Source organism: Gordoniibacillus kamchatkensis, from assembly GCF_000829455.1.
In the GTDB taxonomy this organism is placed as follows: domain Bacteria; phylum Bacillota; class Bacilli; order Paenibacillales; family NBRC-103111; genus Gordoniibacillus; species Gordoniibacillus kamchatkensis.
The window spans coordinates 48,279-54,948 of sequence record NZ_JXAK01000049.1 but is presented as its reverse complement, the minus strand read 5'-3'; the positions used below and the strand labels follow the sequence as shown (position 1 = coordinate 54,948).

General features: G+C 47.4%; 4 protein-coding genes. 2 read left to right on the top strand and 2 right to left on the bottom strand.

Annotated features, from left to right (window positions below; all coding sequences use genetic code 11):
* Positions 1–133: 133 nt before the first annotated feature.
* Positions 134–3,070: a helix-turn-helix transcriptional regulator gene (locus SD70_RS23780; RefSeq protein WP_041050318.1), complete on the bottom strand. Its 2,937-nt coding sequence runs from the start codon at positions 3,068–3,070 to the stop codon at positions 134–136.
* Between the two features lie 182 nt (positions 3,071–3,252).
* On the opposite strand from SD70_RS23780, the gene SD70_RS23775 reads away from it, so the two are divergent.
* Positions 3,253–4,095 carry a PEP/pyruvate-binding domain-containing protein gene (locus SD70_RS23775; protein ID WP_231571475.1) on the top strand — a complete coding sequence of 281 codons (843 nt, stop codon included), beginning with the start codon at positions 3,253–3,255 and terminating at the stop codon, positions 4,093–4,095.
* Between the two features lie 268 nt (positions 4,096–4,363).
* Positions 4,364–5,722, top strand: a complete 1,359-nt coding sequence (locus tag SD70_RS23770) for a PEP-utilizing enzyme (RefSeq protein ID WP_197081143.1) — start codon at positions 4,364–4,366, stop codon at positions 5,720–5,722.
* 176 nt (positions 5,723–5,898) lie between these two features.
* Here the strand turns inward: SD70_RS23770 and SD70_RS37145 are convergent, their stop codons facing one another.
* Positions 5,899–6,432, bottom strand: coding sequence for a hypothetical protein (locus SD70_RS37145; protein ID WP_197081141.1), 534 nt, complete (start codon positions 6,430–6,432; stop codon positions 5,899–5,901).
* Positions 6,433–6,670: the final 238 nt, after the last annotated feature.

The following is a 6,670-nucleotide window of genomic DNA, read 5'->3' as shown; positions in this document are numbered from 1 at the left end:
GAGCGCAAAGAAAGCTAAACAAGCTGACGCCGGCAGAGTACCGACGTCAGCTAGCAGCTTAGGGCTTTTTTCAATGTCCGCTATTTGGGGTCTTGACCACTTTTTAGATCGGGTGATTAGCGGCTTTTCACATTTAAGCTTTCATCAGATATTTAACCAATGAGGCTCTGGAGTTGATGCCGAGTCGCCGGTAAATGTTCTCAAGATGCGTGCTTACGGTACGCGGACTTATCATCAGCACCTCGGCAATTTCGATGTTCGTTAATCCTTCGGCTACGAGCCGGGCGACCTCCATTTCTCTTTTGCTTAAGTCCGGTTCCTTGCTCGCGGCGCCCGTCGTGTTGGGCTTTGCCGTACGAACCCCCAGCTTTTTCATAAGTGACTGCGTCGTGTACAAATCATGTTCGGCTTCCAAATGTTCAAATATTTCCATACATTGGAGTAACAGGTTTTTGGCTTCTTCAGTATCGTTCTCCAGTATCATTTCGGCATAAACAAGTAGTGAGCGTGCATGTTCCAGGGGCATTGATAACTGTACAAAATAGTCCGCTGCTTCCCGGATGTGAACTAAAGCTGCTTCCCTATTGCCATCCGCAAAATCCACTTTACTATATAGTCGTTTTCCTAATGCCCAACTGAAGAGGTTATCTTCTTTCCTGACGGCAAGAAGCTCCTCGGCTGTTTCCAGCGCCCCGGCCTGATCGCCTGCGGACAATTGAATCTCCCCCCACAGGGCCAGGTTAAACCATGGAAAGACGACGTAATGAGGTCTTGTTTGACCAATGGAAGCATAATAGTCTGCCGCCCTATGCGTACCTAACGCAATCATCATCTCGATCGGGGCAACCATATCCGTTATATGGCCATCTTTAGTCGGGAAAGCGGGGACAAGCCTCTTCATTTCGTCCAGGCAAAACTGAGCGTCCGCGTATTTCCCCATCCATGCATAAACAAGCCCCTTAGTCATATAGGCGAAGATTAACGTCCTTCCAACATCGATTCTCCTTGCATTGGACAGACTGATATCAACTTTGGGCACAGCCAGCTTCCAATTGCCGCTTAAGAGATCTGCTTTGACCTGTACCCAATAACTTCGGTTTTCATATTCAAGAGTATGCATGCGCCGCGCGACTTCCAAAGCTTTCTGCGAATAGATTCTGCTTATCTCGTACTGGCCGCAAAAAGTAAAATTAATGGCGCTTACGAAGTAGCCGCGAAATAGCGTCTCATCTTGGGCCTCCATCTTCTCCAGACTATCGATCAAAACTCGAACCTTGTCAGGCCTGTAATTTTCTTTATAGACGCAGCTCGTCCAATAATCGATTTCCGCTACTTTCGCTTGAGCCGCAGCCTGGGAGGTTCCTACCAGCTTATGCACCAGCTGAATTTCTTCATAGACCCGGCAGTATTCCTCGGGCCTTTTGAGCCGGCTTAAATACGTCAGACTTGTATGCAAAAGTTGAATGCGTACTTCAGGAATATCCGGCTGCTTTCTTGCTATCGTCAAGCCGTCCTCCAAATATTGCAGGGACTGCTCGATCTCCCCCGATTCCCAACAAATAACCGATAATAATCCATGTAATCGCGCTATTTCTTTCTGGTCGTTGTATTGAACATAAGTGCGAATGGCCTCCAGACAATATCTCTCGGCTTCGTTTCGCTCCCCCAGCATTCTATGGACTTCCCCCAACCGTTGGAGGAGCCAGGGAATCCGGCCTTTTTCCTCCGGCAGCTTGCTTGTATGGATAAGCTGCAGGGCCGATTTATAATACTTTGCAGCCGATGCATAAGCATGCAGCAAATGGGCCCTCTCCGCCTCCTTCAGGAAAACGCGAATCGTTCGCGCGGGATCCACTTCAGCTCCCGCACCATAATACAAATGAGCCAAATGCTCCACATCTTCATAGCCGCTCTCTTCCAACACCTCAATAAAATGCTTGTAGGCGCGCCGGCGGACCATAATCGGAAACTCTTCGTAAACGACTTCCTTCACCAAAGCGTGGCAGAAGCCGTAATGGACCTCCATCTCTTGAAGCTCTTCATAAATAAGCCCTAAAGTTTTGAGCTGTTGAATGGCAAATAGAAAGTCGTCTTCACTCATTTGCGTAAGGCGATGGACAACTCGGTGGGCTACAGTACCTTTGGAAATAGCTGCATAGAGGAGCACTTTTCGATCTTCGGCATCGATTCGCCCAATACGTTCTTTAATCAGCTCTTTAATTCGGGAGGGGATGGCTTCGATCGACTGAACAGAAAGTGTCCAAACGCCGTCTTGCTTCGATAACACTCCCGTTTCAAGCAACGAATGAAGCAATTCGTCTATAAACAAGGGGACTCCTTCGGAATGCTTCATAATGAAAGGAATAAAACCTTCAGGGAGAGCCGGTCCAAGCCGGTCTGCAAGCAGACGGGCGACCCCGTTTTCGCTCAGGCGCTGTAGGCGGAATTCTTTAAAATACTCTTCTTTTCGCAAGGACTGAATAAACCCGTTTGCCTTAGCATTGAGAGATAGTCCGAACGTATCGATCGTAAAAATCATCACGAGAGGGAAGATGTTCATGCCGCGGCTCAAGTAGTGGAGAAATTCCAGGGAAGCGGGATCGGTGAAATGCAGATCCTCCTGCACAATGACAAGCGGCTGATTTTCCGCCATCCGTTCCACAAGACAAGCCAAGGACTCGAAAAGACGGGTCTTTTCCAATGCCGGATCTCCTACTTTCGGCGGTTCAGGGAGTTGAAACCGGCGCAGCAGCTTCCCCAAGTCGGGCAAATCCTTCGTCCACGCGGCGATCTTCTCCGGAGCTACGCCTCGGAAGCTTTGGTTCAACATTTCAATAATCGGAGTGTAGGCCGTATCGCTGCCGACGGAATAAGAGCGGCCAAGCAAAATTTTGCACCGATGCTCGCTTGCGATATTCATGATTTCCTGGGATAGTCTGGTTTTCCCGATTCCGGGTTCGCCCGCGATGGAAACAATCGCACCCTTGCCATCCATAAGGTTCGCAAGCATTGCAGGAATTTGATTTACGAACTTTTCCCTCTCCACCATTTGCAACTTCTTTATCAACATGATTCGAAAACAACCCTTCTTTGGAGAGTCGCGGCTATTCGGTATTTCAAGATATATGTTCTGCGCATTTCGAAAATTTCCCTTTGACGTATACGTAATTTTCCCGATAGATGAACGACTTCAATTCACGTAATATGGTCTTAAGCATCATGATCGGTAAGGAGTGTTAGTTGGTGCCCAAGATGATTCCCTTTACGGATGCACGGACAGAGGACGAAATCGGAGGTAAGGCCAAGAACCTTGCGCTTCTGTTTCAATCCCGATTTCCCGTTCCTAAAGGATTCGTCATCCCGGCTCAAACTTTCGAGCATGCCGTTCAGAGCGATCAGGACCCTTATGGGTGGGTTTTCCCCGAGTACATGCGTCAAGAAATTGAGGCAGCTTATAAAAAATATGTGCAGCCTCCCGTGGTCGTTCGCTCCTCCTGTTCCATAGAAGACTTGGAGTCGGCCTCGTTTGCCGGACAATATGAAACCATTCTGAACGTTCATTTCGTTAACTTGCTGGAATCGATTAAGCGCTGTTGGCTTTCTGTGTATCAGGGCCATGCCCAATCTTATCTGACACAAAGAGGGTCTGCAGGCGGCCAAGCACCGGCAATGTCCGTTATCGTTCAGGAATTCGTCCATGCGGACGTTGCCGGAGTTGCCTTCAGCAAAAACCCGATTACAGGAAATGATGATGAGATTATCATAAATGCCAATTTTGGATTAGGCGAGGCGGTAGTATCCGGCCTGGTGACGCCGGACGTCTTCGCTCTTTCCAAACAAAGGAATGCAATCGTTGCAAGGGATCTCGGAGATAAAGATTGCAAGACTATCCTCGATCGGTATGGGACACGCATAGCCGAAACGACCAGTCAAGAACAATCGAGTTTTAGTTTAAATGACGAACAGCTGCATGAACTTCGGGCCATGATCATGGGTATTGAAACGCTATTTGGGTACCCCGTTGATGTTGAATTTGCATACCGGCACGGAAAGCTCCATATCCTGCAGGCAAGAAACATAACCAATGGAGGGTGAGAAAAATGACGAACCGTTTATCGGATTGGAAGACAAGCTTAATCCTAAGCGAAAACGATAAAGAGCAAGCATTTTGGATGCTGGATGATACTCACTTCTCCCGACCGTTATCTCCTCTGTTTGCTTCTTTTATGATACCTGCCGTAACGATAGGAACCAAGAGAGCGTTTGAAAATATGAAGATGCGATCGCCCAATTCATCGTCAAGACCGATCGAGGGTATTTTTATCAGACAATGCCCCCTCATCCCGAACCAATCGAAGAAAGAATGGCCAAGCATAAGAAAAAAATGGAGGAGCTTTACCCTCAGATCCAGTCTTATCTTGAAAGCAGGGTTAATGAGTTCTTCATGCCATTCTATAATAAGTTGTCTGAACGATCTACGGGATGTTTGGCGATAAAAGAAGCCCACCAGTATGTAGAAGAATTGCAGCAATTTTATATGAAAGCATGGCAGTACCACTTTGAAACAACGATACCTCGAACCTGTTTGGCGATTACATTGGAAGAAGCATACGGACGGGCGACCGGCGCGGAGCACCCTGAGGAGGTATATGATTTACTGAAGGGGATTATGAATATGTCCCTCGAAACCGATCGCGGGCTATGGCTCTTGGCCAATCAAGTCAAATCCTCCGCATTGCTGCGTTCTGCCCTAACGTATTCCGGGAATCCGGTAGAAACGCTCGGGCAAACCGCTGAGGGCAGGGAATTTTTGAGGGATCTGCACGATTTCTTAAACATCTATGGTCACCGTACAGCGATCACCCATGAGCTCACGGAAGAAACTTGGTTTGAGAATCCTTCCTATGCTTTGTCAATGATTACGAATTACGTTCAACACGACTACGATTTCGACAAGATATTCAGACAAATCGTAGCGGAACGCCAAGCAAAGGTGAAGGAGCTTTTCGAACGCCTTCCCGAAGGCAAAATGACGAACCGTTTTAAAGAAGTCTACGGATGGGCAATATCTTGTTGGGGTGCAGATGAGGATCACCATTTCTACATCGACGAGATGATAGCTGCCAAATCCCGTTACTTCCTAAAGAATGTAGGACGTACCTTGGTTCAGCATCGGATTCTTGCATGCGAAGAGGACATTTTCTTTTTATACTTGGACGATTTGTTGGAGGCTTTACAGGAGCCTGTACCTCTTCATAAAGTCGTGGAGCAGAACAAAAATAGTTTTAAAGAAAATCTGAGCAGACAGCCGAAGCCATTCTTTGGCACCCCATCGGGCATGCTGCGCGATCCGGTCATCGAGCGTATTTTCGGATTGCCCCACGGCCTTGCAGGAGATCCGGCGAAATCCTTCAAAGGTTATGCAGCTTCTGCGGGCATTTATACTGGCAAGGTTAAGGTCATTCACGGACAAGAAGACTTTGCTAAGCTAAAAAAAGGCGATATCCTCGTCTGTAAAACAGCGACACCGCCATGGACGGTTCTATTCCCCACCGCCGGCGCCCTCATTACCGATGCCGGTGGAATCCTGTCGCATGCCAGTATCGTTGCCAGGGAATATAAGCTTCCCGGCGTTGTCGGAACGAAGGTGGCAACCTCCAAATTAAAGGATGGGGACGAAGTCACCGTAGACGGGACCAATGGGATTGTGTACTATGGATAGTAAACCCTATTTGAGTTTTCCTCCGGGTATTGGAAAGGACATCGTTGATAAATATAGAAATCCAGCAAAATCTAGGATTTGCTGGATTTCTTCATGTCTGGCTATAACGGCGAAGATATTCCATCCACGGAAGTACAATTAATTGCCGCCGCTGCTCCATAACTAAACAGTCATATCTAACTCGCCGCTTCTATAGTATCTAATGCCGACTTTAACGCGGAAAAGCTCTGCTGTTCTAATCGGCTTTCTGCCAATTGAAAAACCGCTTCATAAAATTCCCGCGGAGCAAACCGTTTCATGTCGCTTAAAATCACGAATCGATCTGCGTGAGAAATTGCGGGAAGCATATAGTGAAGGAAAATCATCATGGCATGCGGGGAAATGGAAGAGCGTATTTTTACGGATAAATCATGGATTTGTTCATCGTCCAGATGGTTCCATAACGCTTCCATTCCAAGTCCTTCTTCACGCTGCAGATGAATGAAATATTCGGCGGTAAAGCTGTTTAAGCATCTGCCTAGCTGGTACCACAAACGTGAGCGATCTTCCGTTAAAAGTAGCATTTGCAGAATTCGTGCAGATCTAGTCCGAATTGCCGTTGGCCGAGGTAACATCTGGTACTTTAATACCGCGATGGTACGATTCGAGCATGACGAACGGCTTGCCTTGCGCTTCCACCATTTTCGCATAAGAATGACTGACAATGCCAAATAATACCGCTCCGGCAAAAGGAACGTCATGAAAAAGATCGGGTAGCCGAAGCTCCTCCTCCATCTGTCGGTCAATGTGTGCGATAACGCGTTATAGCCTCTATTACGGATTTCCTTCCCTGCTTATCACGGAAAAAATCTTTCTTAACATGGAACAGGCTGTCCAAAAAGTCATCATAGATGGCTTTTTGGACAGCCGCTTTTGCTTAGTTGGGATGCATTTAGGAAAATCCGTTTA